This is a genomic window from Novipirellula methanifontis, assembly GCF_052161655.1.
Classification (GTDB): domain Bacteria; phylum Planctomycetota; class Planctomycetia; order Pirellulales; family Pirellulaceae; genus Novipirellula.
Map to the genome: position 1 here is coordinate 808617 of NZ_CP197418.1, position 17335 is coordinate 825951.

Genomic DNA, 17335 nt, shown 5'->3' on the forward strand with positions numbered 1-17335 from the left:
TCGCTACAGTGTGATTCGACAGCCCCCGAGCGAAAAAATCTTGTTTTTGCAAGAAATGACGGGCAGAAAATTGTCTTGCTGACAACGTTGCCAACTTCGCCACAGTCATGGTGTAGTGCTTCGTACACGCCCCAAAGCCACGCGTCGTTGACGAAGATGCAGCTGGAAACGCTCCGCAAAAAACCGCTGTCCCATCCAATAGGCAATCTCGGTTAGAATCTCGCAGCAGATCGTTATTGTTCGTACTGGAGATTCCCCGCGTGCCTCCCGAAGTTCGTCGTGCTTTCCTGATCGTCGCCTGCCTTGTCGTGGTCGCCGCTGTCGCTTGGGCATCGTTATTTGATGCGACCGCCCCCGCTGACTTTAGCCTCCAAAACGGCAGCGATCCGAAGACCATCGACCCCGCGCGGGCCACAGGCAACATCGAAAGCCGGATCATCTTCGCGCTGTTCGAGGGACTGTTGACGATGATGCCCGAGGGCGATCCCGATCCGATAACGGGATTGCAGCCGATGTCGCCTCAGCCCGGGGTGGCCGAGTCGTATGAGATTTCCAACGACGGCCGCACCTATACCTTCCATCTCCGCGACAATGCATTCTGGACCGATGGCACTCCGGTCACCAGTCACGATTTCGCCTGGAGCTGGCAGCGGATGCTGCACCCGGAAACCGCTTGCGAGTACACCTTCCAGCTATACGCGGTGCCATTTGCCGAACAATACGCCGGCGGCTTGGTCGAAGTCGGTGACCGCGTCGAAGTCGAACTGTGGGACCGTCCGCTCGATACGCCCACTGAATCGAGCCAGCAGAACTTTCCTCGCGGAACGATGCTGTATGGAACACTTCGTGAGATCGTCAAACCGCCGGAACCGAAATTGGCGGACGATCTCGGCGACGAAGAACGCGAAGATGCGATGCTCGATTGGCAACAACAATGGGTCTATCGCGTCGACGTTGCCAAGGAAAACGCCGATGGCGAAGTTCAGTGGGACGACGAGGTTAAATCGCAAACCTTCACCGTTGACTTGAACTCAACAGTCGCCGATGAAAATACCTCTCGCTGTCACGCTGTGATGGTCGCCTTTGGCAAACTCGGCAGTTTAGAAACGCCCGACGACCGCACCTTCATTGTTCATTTGAAGGACGCGGTGCCCTACTTTCCCAACCTAGCGTCCTACTATCCGCTGTTCGCGGTGAATCGAAAGTGCGTGGAAACCTTCGGGTCACCTCTGTGGACCAAGGCCGAGAACATCGTCACCAATGGGCCATTTAAACTAGGGTTCCGTCGTTTGCGAGATCGATTGCGGTTGGTCAAAAACGAAGACTATCATGCGGTCAATCCCAACGGCTTTGACACCGTCGACTTTCTTTCGATGGAAGGACAAAACACGGCGTTGAACATGTACGAAACGGGGCAAATTCAATGGGTGACCGATCCGCCGACCGCGTTGTTAGAAGAATTGAAAACGCGTGACGATTTCATCACCGCGCCCCAATTGTCGGTCTACTTCTATCGTTTGAATGTGGCTCGCAAACCGCTTGATGACGCCCGTATTCGCCGCGCCATCGCCAAGGCGATTAACCGTGTTCAGATTGTCGAGCAAGTGACCAAGTCGGGACAAATCCCGGCCTACACGAACGTCCCTCCGGGGCTCGCGCTGTACGAGAGTGCTGTGGGCATCAATCCCGACATCGAGGAAGCGAAACAACTGCTCGCGGAGGCAGGTTATCCCGGTGGTCGCGGCATTCCCAAAATGACGTTGCTGTACAACACCAGCGAAGGACATCGCGCGATCGCCGAAGTGATCCAGCAACAATTGCTGAACAACTTGAACGTAAAAGTCGAACTGCAAAACATGGAATGGGGCAGCTTTCTGGATAAGACTCAGCAGAAAGACTATGACATCGCCCGGGCGGGCTGGATTGCGGATTACCCCGACCCCAACACGTTCCTAGACATGTGGGTCACCGACGGGCCTCAGAACAGCACCAATTGGAGCAACAAAGAGTACGACCAATTGATCGCCGATTCGGCTCGCGAGGGCGATCCGGCGAAACGAATGAAATTGTTGCAGCGAGCCGAACAGATCTGGGTCGACGAGATGCCGGTGATTCCGATCTATTTCTACACCTCGATCAATATGGTCAAACCCAACGTCAAAGGGTTCTTTCCAAGTGCCCAGGATTTACATCCCCTGAATTTGCTCGAGTATCGAAAGTAAGAAGGTCCACAAAGGATTTGCATGCGAGATTTACTTAGCTACATCATCAAGCGATTCGGCTGGATGCTGATCACGTTGTGGATTGTCTACAGCGTGTCGTTTGTGTTGATGCGAAGCGTTCCGGGCAACCCGTTCAGCAGCGAACGCAATGTACCGCCGGCAATCGAGCGGCAGCTGAAGGCACGCTATAACCTGGACGCTCCGCCAATAGAACAATATGTCGATTATCTGGTGGGAATCGTCACGCGATTTGATCTCGGTTGGTGCATCCGGTTAGAAGATTACAGCGTCAACCAAGTGCTCGCCGAAGGTTTTCCCGTATCGGCGTCGCTGGCGATTTTTGCCTTGGTGTTCGCCATCATCTTGGGCGTTTCGGCGGGAGTGGTGTCGGCGGTTTATCGCGGTTCGTTTGCCGATGTCGGCATGATGGCGGCAGCGGTGTTGGGGATCGCGATTCCGAACTTTGTGCTTGCCAGTCTGGCGATTTTGTTGTTCGTATTTGGGATCCAAATCTTTCCCGCGGGCGGCTGGGGCACGCTGCGGCAAGTCGCGTTGCCGGCGTTGTGTTTAGGAGCCCCGGTGGCGGCGTACATCGCGCGGCTGACGCGTGCTGGAATGTTAGAAGTGATGACTCGCGATCATGTGCGAACGGCTTTTGCAAAAGGCCTTCCACGGCGAACCGTGATCACGCGACATGTTTTGCCCGGGGCGATGTTGCCCGTTGTTTCGTATCTCGGCCCCGCAACTGCCAGTGTTTTGACGGGATCGTTGGTGCTGGAGAAAATCTTTGCCTTGCCTGGCATGGGCAGCCACTTTATCTATGCCGCAACCCAGCGTGACTACACACTCGCGATGGGCATGGTCCTCACTTACACCGTTATCTTGTTCATCATGAATTCGCTTGTGGACATTTCGTACTCGATCATCGATCCACGGGTGAAATTGCAATGAGTGCCCCGAATAAAAAAGAACTCGATCGCGAGCTGCTTGAAAAACTGCTCGATGAATCGAAAGAAATACGTGGCGTTTCGCTTTGGCAAGACGCGTGGAAACGGTTGCGTCGCAAGCGAACTGCCATGGCGTCGATGGCATTCCTGGTCGTGTTGGCGCTGTTGGCGCTGCTGACCCCACTGTTGCCGCTGCAAAGCCCGATCGACAAAGATTTGAACAACCGCCGTTTTTTGTCACCCAATCTGCAAACCGTGGTCATGGGCGGCCGCGAGGGATTGAAGTTTGCTGACGGACGCTTGACGAGCGAACTGGCGGCGTTCAATGCCGAGATCGCTGAGCTACAGCAAGAGCTAGATGCCACGACGGATCTAAAGGAACAAGCAGAACTGATCCTCTCGATCGACGAACGCTACCAGGTCGAACACCCCTTTAACCAGCTTTGGAACGAGCTCGGTCCGGTTTCCTGGCAACTCACCCGGGCTCGCGTGGCCCTGTTTGGCGACTATGCACTTCCGAGTATGTTCGGCACCGACATTCTTGGCCGCGATCTTTTAGCCCGCGTATTTTGGGGAGCCCGAGTGTCGTTGATCGTTGGGATCGTCGCGACGCTGGTCAGTTTGTTGATCGGAGTCAGCTACGGCGCGATCGCGGGTTATTTCGGAGGCTGGGTCGATGCGATCATGATGCGAATCGTCGACATGATGTATTCGATCCCGTTTATTTTTGTCGTCATCTTCTTGGTCACGTTTTTGGGCGAAGACAGCGTCAAGAAAAAGCTTGATGGAATTGGAGTCGACCAGATCACGATCTTTTACATCATCATCGGAGCCATCTACTGGTTAACGATGTCGCGAGTGGTTCGGGGCCAGATCCTATCGCTTCGCCATGAACAATTTGTCGAGTCGGCGCGAACCGTGGGGGCATCACCGCCACGGATCATTTTTCGCCATCTGGTGCCCAATGTACTAGGGATCGTGATCGTCTATCTGACGCTGACGATTCCCTCGGTAATGTTGTTCGAAGCCTTCTTGTCGTTCCTCGGTCTGGGCGTGGCCCCGCCCGATGTTTCGTGGGGGCTGCTACTGAACGATGGTGTGGAAGCTCTTTCGAGTGTCAAGTTGTTTTGGTGGGTCGTGGTTTTCCCAGGCCTCTCGCTAGCGTCGACTTTGTTTGCGTTGAATTTTCTCGGTGACGGACTTCGTGACGCACTGGATCCACGTATGAAAAACCGGGACTAGGTGCGGTCCGAAAAGGGGTCTGACCCTTTGTAGAGAGAGCATTTCACTTTTTATGACATTACCATTTCAGAGAGGGTCAGACCCCTTTTCAGACAAAGTTTAGATTTGATGCCCGAATCCAACGATTCACCGATCCTTTCGGTCGAAAATTTACAGGTCAGCTTTAAAACCGACGACGGCATCGTCCGCGCGGTTCGTGGCGTGTCGTTTGACATTGGTCCCGGCGAAACAGTGGGGATTGTCGGCGAAAGCGGCAGCGGAAAAAGCGTGACCAACCTGGCGCTGATGGGACTGGTTCCCAAACCTCCGGGACGCATCGATGGCGGCTCGGCAATCTACGGCGGTCGCGATCTGCTGAAGATGAACGAATCGCAATTGCGAACGATCCGAGGCCGAAAGATCGCGATGATCTTTCAAGATCCGATGACGGCGCTCAATCCGTTGATGACGATCGAGCAACAGATGTGCGAGATCACGCAGTTGCATCTGGGACTGACTAAAAAACAAGCCCGCAGTCGCGCCGTCGAGATGCTCGAGCTTGTCGGGATTAGCTCGCCAGCAAAACGTTTACGCGATTACCCGCATCAATTCAGTGGCGGTATGCGGCAACGAGTGATGATCGCGATGGCATTGTCGTGTGAGCCCGACGTGTTGATCGCCGATGAACCAACGACAGCACTGGACGTGACAATCCAGGCTCAGATATTGGATCTGTTGGCCGATCTTCAGAAACGTCGAGGCACCAGTATTTTGTTGATCACGCATGACCTTGGCGTGGTCGCCGGTGTTTGCCACCGCGTCTTGGTGATGTATGCCGGCCGTGTGGTCGAAAAGGCTTCGGTGAACGATTTGTTCGCCCAGCCGAAACATCCCTACACGTTGGGGTTATTGAATTCGTTGCCTCGATTTGATCAAGAGCAAAGTGAATTGCTGCAAGCAATCCCAGGTCAACCGCCTGACATGGCACGCATCCCAGCGGGATGCTCCTTTCGTGCTCGATGCCCTTACTCGATTGACAAATGTGCCACTATCGATCCACCGCTTGCACCAGCGGGCGAAGGACGATTGGCGGCATGCATCGTCGATGTTGAAAACGCGACGCCTCGCGATTATGAGGTGACCCAATGAGCCAAAGTCCATTGCTTGATGTCCAGAATTTGAAGGTCCACTTTCCGTTTAGTCGTGGATCACTGTTCCGACCAGAGCGAGGTGTAATCCGTGCCGTCGACGATATCTCGTTCCAAATCAAAGAAGGCGAGACGCTGGGTTTGGTGGGTGAATCGGGCTGCGGAAAATCGACCACCGCGCGTGCCATCATCGGCTTGGTGCCACCCACCGCCGGGACCATCCGGCTGAACGGATCGGATGTCACGGGACTTCGTGACCGTGAGATGCTGCCTTATCGCCGGCAAGTCCAAATGGTGTTTCAAGATCCATTTGCATCGCTGAACCCACGTATGACCGTGGGTGGCATCATTGGCGAACCGCTTGTGGTGCATAACTTGGCTCAAGGACGAGATCGCAAACTCGAAGTGATTCGGTTGATGGAATTGGTCGGGTTGAACCCACGATTCCTCAATCGGTATCCGCATGAATTTAGTGGCGGCCAACGTCAGCGGATTGGGATCGCTCGAGCCCTCGCGGTCGAGCCCAAATTGATTCTGTGCGACGAACCCGTGTCTGCTTTGGACGTTTCGATCCAGGCCCAGATCATCAATTTGTTGATGGAATTGCAACAGCGACTTGGGCTGTCGTATTTGTTCATTGCTCATGACTTGAGCGTCGTTCGGCACATCGCGACCCGCGTCGGAGTGATGTATTTGGGGCGAATGGTCGAGCTTGCGGACGCGGCCGACTTGTATCGATCGCCGACTCATCCTTATACCGAGGCGTTGCTATCGGCGGTTCCGGTGCCGGACCCTGTGGTGGCGGCGACACGGGACCGAATCGTGCTCGAAGGCGAAGTTCCCTCGCCCGATCGCGAATATCCGGGGTGTGTCTTTGTCGATCGCTGCTGGATTGCGGAGCAGAAGTGCCGTGAAATACGTCCGAATCTGGGCGATCAAGCCCACGCGGCCGCTTGCCACGTGCGCTGTCCCGAGACGTCGTAGCCAAGAGGACCCGGCGGCTGAACCACAGCATTCAGCCGCATTCTTGACGGAATTACCGCATACGGGGGTGCCGAAAACGCACCCGCCGCGTACGCTTTCGGTATGGATGAACACGAAGAAACGCTCGACCAGTCGCCCAATGACCTGTTTTTGACAGCAGTGATCTTTGAGTCGGCGCTCGGGCTGCTGGCACTTCTGCTGGGATGGGCCCTCGGACCCGACCCGCGAGCGATGATTCCTGAGGCGGGAATCGACAATCTGCGAAGTATCGGTTCGGGGCTGGCCTACGGCTGTGCCGCAGCGGTGCCGATGCTAATCGTGATAGCGTTGCTTCGCAAAATTCCCTGGGAACCAGTTCGCGAACTGGAGCGGCTTAGCGAGGACGGGATGATTCGCACGCTGCTCAGTCTTGGGCGTGCCGAGCTCGTCGTGATCAGTCTTTGCGCCGGTGTGGGCGAAGAGCTGTTGTTTCGCGGCTGGCTACTTCCCTGGCTTGCCCACATCGGTGGCGCCGACGCAGCACCGAGTCCGGTGGAATGGGGTGCAGCGCTAATCGGATCGTCGATCGCGTTTGGAATGGTCCATCCGATCACGCGGCTCTACGTCGTGCTGGCCGGAGCAATGGGGCTGTACTTTGGTGCATTACTGCTTTGGACCGACAATCTGCTCATCCCGATCGCAGCTCACGCCGCCTACGACGCCGTCCAACTACTAAGCCCCAGCTTCAAACGCGACGACCCGGACAACGCCAGCGAAGCCTAGTGCTTCGTCTAGTCAAAAACTTAGGGTTTTTATTGTAGTGGAGCTTGCTAAAGCTCCCTGTTTCTTGAGTGTGGGAGGATCTTTAGCAAGATCCACTACCCTAAAATCAAGGACTGACAAAACGCTAGGGCCCGCGAAATCCTTACCGATGCATCGCCAAACTAACCCCTGATTACCATCGTTCCTTGCACAAGACCCCTCTCTGATGTCGATCCCGCTGATTAATATTGCAACCCGAGGGCGAAGGTGATGGCGTCCAGCGAGATGGTGCTCGATGAATCGACGGGGCCTCCGGCGTCAAACCAGGCTTGGCCTTCGTAACCGGCTCGGGCGAACCAAGACGAGTGCTGACCGAGCGATTGATTCCACTGCAAACCCATTGACATCTCCATGGCGGTGATGACTTCACGGTGTATCGCAGCATCCTCGAGCTCGGTTGTGAAGACGTTTTTCATCTCGTAAATCTTTTGCGTGGTCTCGCTCATCAACAGCGAGCCACGGAGGCCGCCGTACATCCCAAGTCGGCTGCCACCAATCCCGCGGCGGAGCTGCAGCGATGCCGTAGGGCCGGCACCCTGGACGTCCAAGTCGTTGCTGACCGATTCTTGCAGCACGCCGCCTGCATCGCGAACGTCTCCACGCATGTATTGCTTGATACTGGCGATTCGCACGCCGCCGCCAAGGGTTCCCTGCAGCGAATTCCAATGAAACTGCTGTGTTGCCTCCAGATCAAGTGCTTGTAGATTTAACTCGTGGCTCGACGTTAACGTTTCGCCAACTTGAGCCTGGGCGTTTCGCGACAAGTTGCCGCCGGCACCGTAGACGTACACGAACACCGGAGTCGAGCCTGTGACCGCAGTCACCGCTTCGGTATTGGCTTGCTCGTTGAAGCGAAAGTAAGTCGCCCGAAATCCACCGCCACCATGACGCGATTGCCAACCCAACCAAACACGAGGCGTAAGTTCATAGTTGTAGGAGAACGGCACTAGTGTATTGCCTACCGGTGGGTCAATGATCATCGCCACGTTCTGGTCAAAATGGGCTCGCATCCACATGAATTCGAATCCGCCCAACAGGGTTCCGTTGCGAGGTGCGGGTGCAGGTGCGCAAGCTGATGCCGCCGACATGTAACTTGGTTGGCACTGCGAAGGTTGAACCACCGCTCGGCGGGGTGCACTGTAGACGGTTGAGTCCAGTGGCATGTGGGGAGCGTTGAACCAGTTAGGCGGCAAAACGTTCCCACCCATTGTCGAGTCGGTACAGCCCAGCGATCCTGCTTGGTAATGATTATGGCGTGAGAAAAGGGCATTGCCCTGGCTGCGGGACGGCCAAAAGACATCCGACGATTCGCAATTCCCAGGCGAATCACACGACGGGTATCCCGGTCCAGAGGAAAAATCGTATTGCTGAGCGGAGGCAATCGTCCCGCTCAATCCCCCCGTCGCGAGCAAGACGAGGAGCATCCGTAGGCCAGGCGAACCGACCGTGCGTCGGCATTTATTGGTAGTCATTCTTTGCAATCCATTGCGAAAGGTGTGTTACCCTTTTCATCGGATCCCCACTCACAACGACACCAGATTGCCCCGCGCCGCAGGTGAACCTTGGTTGACCACACTATCTTCACAGCAAGTGCACACCTCTGATTGGGAAATGTGCGCGATAGTGCACAATCCAGCGACAATCGGGGATCGCAAAGTCGCCTTTCGCTCGGGACGTGCGGCCTATTGCTCTCGTGGCTACGCTCACCAGAGCGTGGATTTCCGCCGCGATCGTGACGGCAGCTACGCCGGAACCCGAGAGTTGTTTTTCGACCGTTCTCTACGAAAGTACGTTAGTAAACGCTACTTTTGCGGAGCAAAAGGCGACGATCTCAAACCATCATACGATGGTTTGCAGCCTATTCGGCAACTCCCGTGATTCGCGACAGTACGCCCTGCACGATCCGATCACATCGCCGACCATCGAACTGATACAGCTGGCGTGATTCTTTCCCCAGTTCGCGGTCGATTCGCTTTCGTAAACGGGCTCGAGCACGGTACAGGCGGATCTTGACGTTAGACTCGGTTACCGACAAACACTCCGCAGTCTCTTGGGTGCTGAGCCCTTCGACAATCCGCATCATAAAGACCAATCGCAACGTTTCGGGCAATGCATCGATGGATTCACGCAGTACCCTCGAAAGCTCGCTCGTACTCATCTGATCCACGCCGTCTTGCGTTGTCGAGTGTCGGGCAATCGATCCAACCGTGGGTTCTTGAGGATCAAACAATTGGATCCGGCGGCGACACTTGCGACGCCAGCTTGCTTCGTAAATTGCAATTTTGGTCAGCCAGGTCGAGAACTTTGATCGACCCGAAAATTGATCGAGATGTTCGTACGCTCGCACGTAAGCCTCTTGGACCACATCGTCCGCCTCATCGTCATCATCGACGATCCCACGCACGACACGAAAAATACGTTGGTTATAACGACGCATGATCAATTCAAACGCGGCGAGATCGCCCGATTTGACGCGGTCAACGATCGCTTCGTCGGACAATTCATCCACCGCTGGCGGATCATCCGAAAACGACTTCGCATCCAAACGTGTGTTATCACTCGCGTGAACGCCGGAGCGATCGAGTGCTTCACCACGAATCGTAAATCTAGGTTGTCGTTGCATGGGTTGGCACTCCTTCGTTGACCGTGGTTCCTGGAAACCATCCTTCGCCGCGAAGCCCAGCGACTTGACCAAGGACATAGGCACCGATCGCCATCACGAGATCACGCACCGCAATGTCGTAGTGGCCTGACAAGATGACCGCAACGGAAATCAATACCAACCACGCCATCACAACGTAGGCTCCTAAACGCGTCAGCACGGTCAGCACCGCCAAGCCGGCGACGATCTCGATCACGCCTACGATCATCATAAACGTCGCCGGAGTCACCGGCAAAATCTCGGCGGCAAAGCGGGGCAAATAAGCCTCCCAATCGGCAAGAATCCCGACGAATTTATCGAGTCCCGCCAACAACGGAACCAGTCCGTAAGCCAAGCGAAGTGGCAAATAGATCGACGACAACGTGCTATTTTGCTGCTCAGACATCAGAAAACCCTCCTGGGTAGTGGGCAAAGCGAAAGATTCATTTGGCAACCACCCTTACAGAGTCAACAATGAACGATCGGTTACATAAAATGTTTGCGTTTGCCAAATGACTTATTCGGAGTGGTTCTGCTGATTACGTTCACCCTAAAACCCAAGCCTCCCTACCGATTGGATCTTGCAGCTTGGACGCTGCGTCGACGTCCCGAAAACATCATCGATGATTGGGATGGTGATATTTATCGCCGCGTGCTCGTGGTCCGAGACCAAGCTGTGCTGGTAGAAATTCAGCAACGCGGCCGCCGAGAGACGCCTCGGCTATACGTCACCGCCCATACCGACGCTCCGTTTTCAGGGCTACAGAAACAGTTGACAGCGATCCTCATGCGGTTGCTTGGGATCGACATTGATTTGACGGACTTTTATCAATTGGCTGCCGCTCACCCGCAGCTACAGAAGCTGGTCAAGCCGTTCGTCGGCATGAAACCTCCACGCTATGCGTCGCTATTTGAATGTCTATGTAATGCGATCGCGTGCCAACAAGTTTCTTTGGCGTCTGGGATCCAGTTGCTCAATCGCTTTGCCGAAACCTACGGGCGACCGTATGACATGGACCCCTTTCGTCGCTTTGCGTTTCCCGAAGCGACGGCACTTGATACCGTGGATGTCGAAGACCTGCGAGGGATCGGATTCAGTCGTCAGAAAGCGACCGCCCTGTTGCACCTTGCCGCGCTGGCTCGCAGTGGCGAGCTGGAGTACTCGCAATTTGAGCATCTACCCGACGCAGATTGTGTCGCCGCGTTGTGCCAATTTCGCGGGATCGGTCGCTGGTCGGCCGAGTACGCGATGCTGCGTGGCCTGGGCCGACTGCACGTCTTCCCCGGCGATGACGTTGGCGGACGCAACAATTTGCAAGCGTGGTTAGAGCTAACCGAGACCCTTGATTATGACGGTGTTGCCAGCCTGCTTGATCGCTGGCAGCGATTTGGGGGACTCATCTACTTTCACCTGTTGCTAAACAAACTCGCCGCAAAACCGCCAGGAGGATTTGATGTCGAAACACACACCAACGATTAAGCTCGCTCGTGTTTATGATTTACCGAAATCCACAAAAGGATATCGCGTCTTGGTCGATCGATTGTGGCCGCGAGGAGTCAAGAAGGAAGACTTGAAACTTGACGACTGGCTAAAGGAGATCGCGCCGAGCGACAAACTTCGTAAGTGGTTTGATCACGACGTGGACAAGTGGGACGAGTTCCGAGAGCGATACAAAAAGGAACTCGAAGCAAACCGGAATATGATCGCGTCGCTACTGGAAACAGCCGAGAAACAATCCGTCATGTTGCTGTACGCCGCCAAAGACGAAGAGCACAACAACGCAGTGGTATTGAAAGAGTTTCTCGAGCAAACGCGGAAATAAGACAACAACGGAGCGAGCAGGGTGAAGGCATCGCGGCGTTACCGGACTATTTTTTGGCAAGCATCAGGGTGACCAATAGCGACGAATCTTCGGCTGCCTGAACCGCATGAGGCTCGGCCGCCGACAAAAACAGCATCTTGCCCGCGGTTAATTCATTCGCTTGGCCCATCGTCGTGAAGGTCACACGGCCTTCAATGCACTGGACCGAAATTTCCCCCGGTGCTTTGTGCTCGGCAATGATTTTGCCAGCGGGTAAATTCAAACGCAAAACTTCGAAAGTCTCGGTTTTTAGTAGCGTTGAAGTTTTCGTGTCCGCGATGGCGTCGCCCAAAGGGCTGACGTCAAACACTTCACCTGGTTTCGCGTGCTGGATTGCCATGGTTGATCCTCTAAGTAGGTGGCTAGGTATATGCCGGCTAACGCCGTCGGCTCAGATCATCGTGTCAAATGGCTGATCTTGAGCTGCTTCGTTCAGTCAAAGCTTGGATGCGGGAAGGAAAGGGGATGATGCTGGAGGCTGGAAGCAAATCCGACTTTTGCGACGGGTTGCTGCAGTTCTTCTTTTGGGCCGAAAAATTCGTAGCGGACACGAGTTGCATTGACGGCCAGTTCTTGCAAACAGCCGTGGACGATTTGCATGAACGGCTTGGGGCCACAGATGTAAAAATCGGTATCTTCGTGCGGCGCCCACTCTCGTAACAACTCGATCGTGATAAATCCCACACTGTCACACTTCCTGTTTTCCAATCGCATCAAGGTGGGAAGGTTGCCTGCGTCTGGCGGAGAGGCTACAGTACATTACATACACCAAAAGGTACAGGTTCGTTCCTGCATGTCAAGGTGTAAGATTGGGAGCGGAATTTCCATAAGCAAGAGGAACAAATTAGCGTCTCTCTCTAGCCGGTGGACTGTTTCGTCGGCTCGTTTATGCTTTGGCACTACAAATGCCCCCATCCTGCCCGTTGCTTTTTGACACGCTGCCACCACTCTGAGGCTCTTCCATGCTTTCCAAAACAGCCGAATATGCCCTGCGAGCAGTGACATGTTTGGGCAGCCGGATCGGCCAACCCTCCTCGGCTGACGTTCTGGCTGAGGAGACGAAGGTGCCTCGCCGTTATCTCAATCGAGTTTTGCAGGACTTGGCCGCAGCGGGTTTGGTACGCTCGCGCAGCGGCCCCGGCGGCGGCTACGAATTGGCTCAAGATCCCGGATCGGTCACGATTCTGGATGTGGTGAACGCTGTTGCACCGTTGGAGCGGATCAATTCCTGCCCGCTCGGGCTAAAGTCACACACCTCGCTGTGTCCGCTGCACGCCGAACTTGATCGGGCGTACGAGGCGACTCAAGCTGCATTTGCGGGGGTCACGATGAAGCAGCTGCTTGAATCGACCAGCCCAATCATCCCGCTTCGCGAAGTTTCCTGAACTTAACATCGCGTTCGCTTGCCGCGGAATCATTTGAAAAATCCGACTGAGGCTTGGCTGCATTGCGATGGGGGCCGAGCTGTTATCTTGGGGCTGCCGAACTTACACTAGCAGCGGCACGACTGACCGACTCACTCGATCTCGCGACCAGGAACCTCGTTATGTCAAACCAAATCGAAGATGATTCTGACAAGATGATGCGGAACGTCAAAATCATTGTGTTTTTGACGATTGTGATTCCGATTGTTGCGTTGACGATTTTTATGGAGATGCGGTTCGAGGCGATCGAAGACGAGATTCAATTTCTTGAACCTGGGACGCGAGATGCAGCAAGAGTTGACCTTGATGCATTGCCGTGGCACCCAGTCCAAGGCCAAACGTTGTATGTCCCAGCCTACTCACACATTTTTCATCAAAGTGGTGAGCCTCGATTGTTGACGGTCACGCTATCAGCACGCAACACCGATCGCAAAAACGACATCGTGCTAACGTCGGTGCGGTACTACGACACCAGCGGAAAAGAGCGTCGTTCACTGGTTGAAAAACCTCTGCGTCTGGGACCGCTGGCGTCGACGGAATTCGTGATCGAGCAAAAAGACAAAAGTGGTGGCAGCGGCGCAAGCTTCATTGTTGAATGGATGTCGGGACAACCGGTCAATGTTCCGGTTGTAGAAACGGTGATGATCGATACCAGCAATACGCAAGGCATCTCGTTTGTGCGATCAGCAACGGTGCTGGAGGAAACGACCCTAAGAGACGAGGCACCAGCGACGGATGCGACATCGAGTCACTAGAACCGTTGTCAATCGATCGTGAGCCGACGCCGTAGATCACAGGACCGAATGGCCACTTTGCGTGAATTGAGTTGACATCGACATGGGGGCGACTTACAAAAAGATGCACGCAATATGCATCTTTTGATTGCGGATGTTGTTACCCACCATGAATCAACCGGAGAAAGTAAGATGAAACGTCATGCTCTTGTGATCGGTTTCGCTGGAATCGTTATCGCACTGATCACCACTTGCCTGCCTTGGGAGCTTTCGCACGCAAATGCGGAAGAGACTGTTGCGAAGGCGAGCCCGAAGAAGGCTGCGGTGGAGCGGTCCCGCCGAACCGTACAGATGCTCGACAACATTTTCAAGCAAACCATCGTGATGGTGACCGACAAATACGTCAACGATGATGATGACTTTGCCGCAGGCAGCGCCGCAGTATTGTTGTTCCAGAAAATCTCGGACGATAGCGACAACACGATTCGACTGATCGATGCCACCGGCGATCCCTATGAATCTGAAAATGTTGCCAAGGACACATTCGAGAAAGAAGGAATCAAAAAACTGAAAGCAGGCGCGAAGACGGTTGACGAAGTCGTCTCGCGTGATGGCAAGCATTACTTGCGAGCATTAACGCCAGTACCGGTCGTGATGCAGAAATGTGTGATGTGCCACGCTCACTACGAAGATGTCAAAGCGGGTGAACCGATCGGAGCGATCAGCTACACCGTCCCTATCGACTAAATCGATCTCACAGAAAGATCGACTGCCCATTTCCCACCTCCATTGATGCCGCGAGCTCTCGTTGTCTCGGCATTCCCACCTGATGAGAACGCAATGAGACATCGATTTCTGCTCGCCCTTTCACTGGCGATTTTTTTCGCGTCGTTCCTCACGCTGCGAGCGGAGGAAACGACTCGGGATGCGAACGGCAAACCAGCCAACAGTGGCGAGACCGTCGCGTCAGCAGACGTTCTGCCGCCGCCAACGAGTGTCATCGAAGCCCGTTCGCGTGCGAGATTGTTGCACGAAACGATCCACGGCACGCTGCAGATTGTTCATCGCGATTTCTTCGATGAAGATGATGCTCATGCGATTCCATCGGCATCGCTTGAAGACGTGTTCCATGAATTGGCGACCCACTACAACATCGAACTGAAGTGGCTGATCGTCAACACCGATGTGGTGAACGTGGATCATCAGCCGGAGGACGAATTCGAGAAGGCCGCCGTGAAAGCACTTCGTAAAAAGCAAGATTATCATGAAGCGGTTGAAGCGGATCGATACCGTTTTGCTGGCCCGATCCGCCTTGCTTCTCAATGCCTGAAATGCCATGTCAAACACCGCACCAGCACCGAGGACCGTACGGCGGGCCTTCTGATCACGATGCCGATACGTCTCTCGCCCTAATGCCAAAGCAGATGGCATAGGGCACTAGTTCGACTGTCCCATTTTTTCAATTACAGCGTATTTGTGAGCCGACGGCGCTAGCCGCGGGCCTTATTTTGCCAATGTTTTACCGAGTCGCGGCCCGACGCTAGCGCGTTCGGCTCACAAAATGGGACAGTCGAACTAGTAGAAACGGTTAAGATTGTTGATTCTACCTGGGTGAGTTTAGACTGTTTTATTGAGGCAGCTGATTTATGATTTTATCGGAACAAATCGACACCTATGCGGCGGGGCCTGATTCGCTTCGCCGCGCGATCGAAGGTATGTCCGAGGAACAACTCGACGCCACTCCGATCCCCGGAAAATGGTCGACCCGACAAGTGGTTTGCCATATCGCGGACTTTGAATTGGTTTACGCTGATCGCATGAAGCGAGTGATTGCCGAAAACGAACCAACGTTTTTTGGAGGCGATCCCGACACGTTTGCTGCTGGATTGGCTTACGCCCAACGTGATGTAAACGAAGAGCTGCAATTGATCGATTCGGTTCGTCGTCAAATGACGCGTATCTTGCGAACACTCTCCGATCATGACTTCGATCGAATCGGAAACCATAGCGAGGCGGGGCCGATGACGCTGGCAACCCTGCTGCAAGGAATTACAGGGCATCTGACTCACCACATTCATTTCGTTGACGAAAAGCGTCGTGTGATGCAATCGCCTCGTTAACGCACGGTGCGCGTCACGATCTAAGTCCGAACCCAATGCATCACAGCGAGACTAGCCAGTGCCAACGATTGTCTCTATCAACGTGGGACGCCCGCAAACGCTCGGAACCGAGAAGCCCTGGGTGTCAGGATTCCTCAAGAAATCGGTCAGCGAACCTCTGTGGCTGCGGTCCACAAATCTTGACGGAGACGGGCAAGCGGACTTGCAGCATCATGGCGGTCCTCACAAAGCTGTGTGCGTCTATTCGGCCGACCATTACCCCGACTGGCGAACGACGCTACAAATCCCTGAGTTAACCTGGGGCGATTTTGGCGAGAATTTTACGATCGCGGACCTCGCCGAAGCGGACGTTTGCATTGGAGACGTATGGGCGATCGGCGAAGCCACCGTTGAGGTATCGCAGCCTCGACAACCCTGTTGGAAATTGGCCCGGCGTTGGGACATCAAAACGCTGGCGCTGCAGGTTCAGCAAACTGGTCGCACCGGGTGGTATTTTCGAGTCCTTGTCGAAGGCATTGTCCAGCAAGGTATGGAAATCGCATTGGTCGAGCGTCCGGAACCGCAGTGGACCGTCGCGGCGGCCAATCAAGTGATGCATCACGACAAGCAGGATCGCGACGCCGCTGCGAAACTGGCGGCCGTCCCCACGCTGTCACCAAGTTGGAAAACAACGCTCAATAACCGGGTCGAAAAGAATGTTCAGCCCGACGAGCAGAAGCGACTGGCGGGCGACTCTCAGAGCGACTGAACCTGGCTAAGTTGGCGAGGCGTCGGCACGACGTCGGCGAGGGAAACGCTGTTTAAATATTCCAGCTGGACGCGTTCTGCTTCGGCAAGGACGCCCTTCAGCTTGCAAAAGGAATGGATCACGCAGGTGTCATCGCTACCCACACACGCCAACAGGTGCACGTCGCCTTCGACTTGTTGGATCACTTTACCAAGCTGAATTTGCTCGGGCTGCATTGCCAGTTCAATGCCACCGCCGATCCCGCGTACGCTGCGAATGTAGCCAAATCGCGATAGCAGATTGACCACCTTGGCAACATGGTTGATCGAAATGCCGAACAGCGACGCGACATCCGCAACCTTCGCTCGCGACGTACGGGTGGCCAAGTACATCAGCGTTCGCAAGGCATAATCGGTCTGCGTGGTCAGTTTCATCGCGTTATCGAATAAGAAAGATGCTAATTTGCTACCGCTTTGAACGATCCTAGAACGAACCTCCGTCGAG

The 17335-nt window shown here is 54.6% G+C and carries 20 protein-coding genes; 14 read left to right on the forward strand and 6 right to left on the reverse strand.

The features are described from left to right. Positions 1 to 260 precede the first annotated feature (260 nt). From SH528x_RS02820 to SH528x_RS02845, 6 genes are all read left to right on the forward strand, one after another. On the forward strand, positions 261 to 2222 hold the full coding sequence (locus SH528x_RS02820; RefSeq protein WP_442509018.1) for a peptide ABC transporter substrate-binding protein: 1962 nt from the start codon (positions 261 to 263) through the stop codon (positions 2220 to 2222). A 21-nt stretch (positions 2223 to 2243) separates the two neighbouring features. Then, positions 2244 to 3173 (forward strand): ABC transporter permease, encoded by a 930-nt coding sequence (locus SH528x_RS02825; RefSeq protein ID WP_442509019.1) that lies wholly within the window; start codon positions 2244 to 2246, stop codon positions 3171 to 3173. Further along, positions 3170 to 4411, forward strand: a complete 1242-nt coding sequence (locus tag SH528x_RS02830) for an ABC transporter permease (protein ID WP_442509020.1) — start codon at positions 3170 to 3172, stop codon at positions 4409 to 4411. The genes SH528x_RS02825 and SH528x_RS02830 overlap by 4 nt, the downstream gene beginning before the upstream one ends. 108 nt (positions 4412 to 4519) lie before the next feature. Then, complete coding sequence (locus SH528x_RS02835; protein ID WP_442509021.1) at positions 4520 to 5539, forward strand: ABC transporter ATP-binding protein; 1020 nt, start codon at positions 4520 to 4522, stop codon at positions 5537 to 5539. Then, positions 5536 to 6522: an ABC transporter ATP-binding protein gene (locus SH528x_RS02840; RefSeq protein ID WP_442509022.1), complete on the forward strand. Its 987-nt coding sequence runs from the start codon at positions 5536 to 5538 to the stop codon at positions 6520 to 6522. Before SH528x_RS02835 ends, SH528x_RS02840 begins: the two co-directional genes overlap by 4 nt. A 102-nt stretch (positions 6523 to 6624) precedes the next feature. Beyond that, the gene (locus SH528x_RS02845) at positions 6625 to 7284 is read left to right on the forward strand and encodes a CPBP family intramembrane glutamic endopeptidase (protein WP_442509023.1); all 660 of its coding nucleotides are present in this window, start codon (positions 6625 to 6627) and stop codon (positions 7282 to 7284) included. Between the two features lie 221 nt (positions 7285 to 7505). Here SH528x_RS02845 and SH528x_RS02850 read toward each other — a convergent pair whose 3' ends face one another. From SH528x_RS02850 to SH528x_RS02860, 3 genes are all read right to left on the reverse strand, one after another. After that, a complete protein-coding gene (locus tag SH528x_RS02850; protein WP_442509024.1) occupies positions 7506 to 8795 on the reverse strand; it encodes an Lpg1974 family pore-forming outer membrane protein in 1290 nt (429 codons plus the stop codon). Positions 8796 to 9181: 386 nt separating this feature from the next. After that, positions 9182 to 9946, reverse strand: a complete 765-nt coding sequence (locus SH528x_RS02855; RefSeq protein ID WP_442509025.1) for an RNA polymerase sigma factor — start codon at positions 9944 to 9946, stop codon at positions 9182 to 9184. Beyond that, the gene (locus tag SH528x_RS02860) at positions 9930 to 10370 is read right to left on the reverse strand and encodes a DoxX family membrane protein (protein ID WP_442509026.1); all 441 of its coding nucleotides are present in this window, start codon (positions 10368 to 10370) and stop codon (positions 9930 to 9932) included. The genes SH528x_RS02855 and SH528x_RS02860 overlap by 17 nt, the downstream gene beginning before the upstream one ends. Positions 10371 to 10469: 99 nt before the next feature. On the opposite strand from SH528x_RS02860, the gene SH528x_RS02865 reads away from it, so the two are divergent. After that, entirely contained in the window at positions 10470 to 11444 is a 975-nt protein-coding gene (locus tag SH528x_RS02865) for a DNA-3-methyladenine glycosylase family protein (RefSeq protein ID WP_442509027.1), read from the forward strand. Further along, positions 11419 to 11787 (forward strand): DUF488 domain-containing protein, encoded by a 369-nt coding sequence (locus SH528x_RS02870; RefSeq protein WP_442509028.1) that lies wholly within the window; start codon positions 11419 to 11421, stop codon positions 11785 to 11787. Before SH528x_RS02865 ends, SH528x_RS02870 begins: the two co-directional genes overlap by 26 nt. 46 nt (positions 11788 to 11833) lie before the next feature. Here the strand turns inward: SH528x_RS02870 and SH528x_RS02875 are convergent, their stop codons facing one another. Together SH528x_RS02875 and SH528x_RS02880 are read right to left on the reverse strand one after the other, a co-directional pair. Next, complete coding sequence (locus SH528x_RS02875) at positions 11834 to 12166, reverse strand: cupin domain-containing protein (RefSeq protein ID WP_442509029.1); 333 nt, start codon at positions 12164 to 12166, stop codon at positions 11834 to 11836. Positions 12167 to 12258: 92 nt separating this feature from the next. Next, complete coding sequence (locus tag SH528x_RS02880) at positions 12259 to 12540, reverse strand: hypothetical protein (RefSeq protein WP_442512071.1); 282 nt, start codon at positions 12538 to 12540, stop codon at positions 12259 to 12261. Between the two features lie 248 nt (positions 12541 to 12788). On the opposite strand from SH528x_RS02880, the gene SH528x_RS02885 reads away from it, so the two are divergent. From SH528x_RS02885 to SH528x_RS02910, 6 genes are all read left to right on the forward strand, one after another. Then, positions 12789 to 13211, forward strand: coding sequence for an RrF2 family transcriptional regulator (locus SH528x_RS02885; RefSeq protein WP_442509030.1), 423 nt, complete (start codon positions 12789 to 12791; stop codon positions 13209 to 13211). Positions 13212 to 13372: 161 nt separating this feature from the next. After that, positions 13373 to 14005: a DUF3124 domain-containing protein gene (locus SH528x_RS02890; protein ID WP_442509031.1), complete on the forward strand. Its 633-nt coding sequence runs from the start codon at positions 13373 to 13375 to the stop codon at positions 14003 to 14005. Between the two features lie 171 nt (positions 14006 to 14176). Further along, positions 14177 to 14731, forward strand: a complete 555-nt coding sequence (locus tag SH528x_RS02895; RefSeq protein ID WP_442509032.1) for a c-type heme family protein — start codon at positions 14177 to 14179, stop codon at positions 14729 to 14731. Between the two features lie 93 nt (positions 14732 to 14824). Beyond that, positions 14825 to 15397 carry a c-type heme family protein gene (locus SH528x_RS02900; protein ID WP_442509033.1) on the forward strand — a complete coding sequence of 191 codons (573 nt, stop codon included), beginning with the start codon at positions 14825 to 14827 and terminating at the stop codon, positions 15395 to 15397. Positions 15398 to 15630: 233 nt separating this feature from the next. Continuing rightward, positions 15631 to 16104 carry a DinB family protein gene (locus SH528x_RS02905; RefSeq protein WP_442509034.1) on the forward strand — a complete coding sequence of 158 codons (474 nt, stop codon included), beginning with the start codon at positions 15631 to 15633 and terminating at the stop codon, positions 16102 to 16104. 58 nt (positions 16105 to 16162) lie between these two features. Then, positions 16163 to 16852: an MOSC domain-containing protein gene (locus tag SH528x_RS02910; protein ID WP_442509035.1), complete on the forward strand. Its 690-nt coding sequence runs from the start codon at positions 16163 to 16165 to the stop codon at positions 16850 to 16852. On the opposite strand, the gene SH528x_RS02915 is transcribed toward SH528x_RS02910, so the two are convergent. Then, positions 16840 to 17265 carry an RrF2 family transcriptional regulator gene (locus SH528x_RS02915; RefSeq protein WP_442509036.1) on the reverse strand — a complete coding sequence of 142 codons (426 nt, stop codon included), beginning with the start codon at positions 17263 to 17265 and terminating at the stop codon, positions 16840 to 16842. The genes SH528x_RS02910 and SH528x_RS02915 overlap by 13 nt on opposite strands. Between the last annotated feature and the right edge of the window lie 70 nt (positions 17266 to 17335).

Excerpts from the sequence above, each read along its gene's own strand:
- SH528x_RS02825 (WP_442509019.1), top strand. The coding sequence starts at position 2,244 with ATGCGAGATTTACTTAGCTACATCATCAAGCGATTCGGCTGGATGCTG.
- SH528x_RS02830 (WP_442509020.1), top strand. The coding sequence starts at position 3,170 with ATGAGTGCCCCGAATAAAAAAGAACTCGATCGCGAGCTGCTTGAAAAA.
- SH528x_RS02835 (WP_442509021.1), top strand. The coding sequence starts at position 4,520 with ATGCCCGAATCCAACGATTCACCGATCCTTTCGGTCGAAAATTTACAG.
- SH528x_RS02840 (WP_442509022.1), top strand. The coding sequence starts at position 5,536 with ATGAGCCAAAGTCCATTGCTTGATGTCCAGAATTTGAAGGTCCACTTT.
- SH528x_RS02845 (WP_442509023.1), top strand. The coding sequence starts at position 6,625 with ATGGATGAACACGAAGAAACGCTCGACCAGTCGCCCAATGACCTGTTT.
- SH528x_RS02850 (WP_442509024.1), bottom strand. The coding sequence starts at position 8,795 with ATGACTACCAATAAATGCCGACGCACGGTCGGTTCGCCTGGCCTACGG.
- SH528x_RS02855 (WP_442509025.1), bottom strand. The coding sequence starts at position 9,946 with ATGCAACGACAACCTAGATTTACGATTCGTGGTGAAGCACTCGATCGC.
- SH528x_RS02860 (WP_442509026.1), bottom strand. The coding sequence starts at position 10,370 with ATGTCTGAGCAGCAAAATAGCACGTTGTCGTCGATCTATTTGCCACTT.
- SH528x_RS02870 (WP_442509028.1), top strand. The coding sequence starts at position 11,419 with ATGTCGAAACACACACCAACGATTAAGCTCGCTCGTGTTTATGATTTA.
- SH528x_RS02875 (WP_442509029.1), bottom strand. The coding sequence starts at position 12,166 with ATGGCAATCCAGCACGCGAAACCAGGTGAAGTGTTTGACGTCAGCCCT.
- SH528x_RS02880 (WP_442512071.1), bottom strand. The coding sequence starts at position 12,540 with ATGCGATTGGAAAACAGGAAGTGTGACAGTGTGGGATTTATCACGATC.
- SH528x_RS02885 (WP_442509030.1), top strand. The coding sequence starts at position 12,789 with ATGCTTTCCAAAACAGCCGAATATGCCCTGCGAGCAGTGACATGTTTG.
- SH528x_RS02890 (WP_442509031.1), top strand. The coding sequence starts at position 13,373 with ATGTCAAACCAAATCGAAGATGATTCTGACAAGATGATGCGGAACGTC.
- SH528x_RS02895 (WP_442509032.1), top strand. The coding sequence starts at position 14,177 with ATGAAACGTCATGCTCTTGTGATCGGTTTCGCTGGAATCGTTATCGCA.
- SH528x_RS02900 (WP_442509033.1), top strand. The coding sequence starts at position 14,825 with ATGAGACATCGATTTCTGCTCGCCCTTTCACTGGCGATTTTTTTCGCG.
- SH528x_RS02905 (WP_442509034.1), top strand. The coding sequence starts at position 15,631 with ATGATTTTATCGGAACAAATCGACACCTATGCGGCGGGGCCTGATTCG.
- SH528x_RS02915 (WP_442509036.1), bottom strand. The coding sequence starts at position 17,265 with ATGAAACTGACCACGCAGACCGATTATGCCTTGCGAACGCTGATGTAC.